Source organism: Paludisphaera soli, assembly GCF_011064595.1.
Taxonomy (GTDB): Bacteria; Planctomycetota; Planctomycetia; order Isosphaerales; family Isosphaeraceae; genus Paludisphaera; species Paludisphaera soli.
The window spans coordinates 1-1,512 of sequence record NZ_JAALJI010000104.1 but is presented as its reverse complement, the minus strand read 5'-3'; the positions used below and the strand labels follow the sequence as shown (position 1 = coordinate 1,512).

The 1,512-nt window shown below is 69.6% G+C and carries 1 protein-coding gene; it reads left to right on the top strand.

The features are described from left to right. On the top strand, positions 1-1,425 hold a 1,425-nt coding region (locus tag G6O68_RS31760; RefSeq protein WP_165253758.1), incomplete at its 5' end, for a DUF3987 domain-containing protein. Positions 1,426-1,512: the final 87 nt, after the last annotated feature.

The following is a 1,512-nucleotide window of genomic DNA, read 5'->3' as shown; positions in this document are numbered from 1 at the left end:
GCGACGGACGACGCCTGGCCCTCGCTGGCGATCCGCCAGACTCCGGCCGTGGAAGGCTTCCCGCTGGACGTGCTGCCGCCGCCCGCCCGACACCTCGCCGAAGAGGCTTCGCGGTCGATCGGCTGCCCGGTCGACTTCGCTGCCGGGGCGACCCTGGCCGTCGCCGCCGGGGCGATCGGTCGATCCGTCTCGCTGCCCTTGAAGCCGGGGTACTTCGCGTCGTCGTCCCTGTTCGTGGCCGTCATCGGCAAGGCGTCGTCCGGCAAGTCCCCGGCGGTGGAGAACGCCGCGAAGCCCGTCTACGCGATCGACCGCGACCTGACCATCGAGCACGCCGCCGCCGAGCATCGGTGGAAGGAAGAGTGCGACGCGCTGGGGCCGAAGCCGAAGGCGTCGGAACTGCCCCCTCGCCCACGACCGCGAAGGATCGACCTGGACAACATGACGCTGGAGAAGCTGCCCCGCCTCCTGAGCGACAACCCGCGAGGCCTCCTGATGGTCCGCGACGAGCTGTCCGCCCTCATGGGATCGTTCGGCCAGTTCAAGGGGGGGCGCGGGACCGACAAGGAGGACATCCTGTCGGCGTGGTCCGGCAAGCGGATCATCAAGGATCGCGTAGGCGACGACAACGGCGTCCCCCTGCGCTCTCCCCACCCCTGCCTGTCGATCGTCGGCGGGACCGTCCCCGCCAACCTGCCGGGATTCGTCGACCCGGCCAGGCCCGGAGACGGGTTCATCGAGCGGTTCCTTTTCTGCTGCCCCGACCCGTTCGACCTGCCGGAAGAGGAGGACGAGGACGGCGTGTCCGAGGCCGCGTCCGCCTATTGGTCCGCCATGGTCCGCCGCCTCTGGGATCGTCCGATGGACGGCGAGAACCCGCACGTCGCCCGCCTGACGCCCGACGCCAGGAAGGCTCGGAAGCGGCTGCGGAAGGCCCACGCCCGCGAGGTGAACGACCCCGGCTTCAACCCCTCGCTGGAAGCCGCGTGGGGTAAACTGTCCGCCTACGCCGATCGGCTGGCCCTGGTCCTCGCCCTCATCGAGCACGCGGGCGACCCGACCGCAGATCCGCTGGCCGTCCCCGACATCGCCGAACGCCACGTCGAGAACGCCTGGCGACTCGCGGCCTACTTCAAAAGCCATGCGCGTCGGGTACACGCGGGAAGCGATCCGACCGGGGCCGGCCCCCATGCCGCCGAAGTCAACGCGATCGTCGAATGGCTGCGCGACGGCCGCCGCGAGACGTTCACCGAACGCGACGTGAGACGGGCGCGGCCGTGGATCACGGCCGAATCGCTGGTCAAAGCCTTGACCCATCTCGCCAAAACGAACGCGATCCGCGCCCAAGAGCCCCCGCAGAGCCCCGCCGGACCCGGCCGCCCGTCGTCCCCCGCCTACAGCGTGAATCCCGACCTACTGGCCTGACGAAATTGACGCAATTGCCAAAAAGCCCGGCTGACGCCTGAGGGCCGGGGTTTCGTCAATTCCGTCAATTGTGTCAAGCGGTGGAAC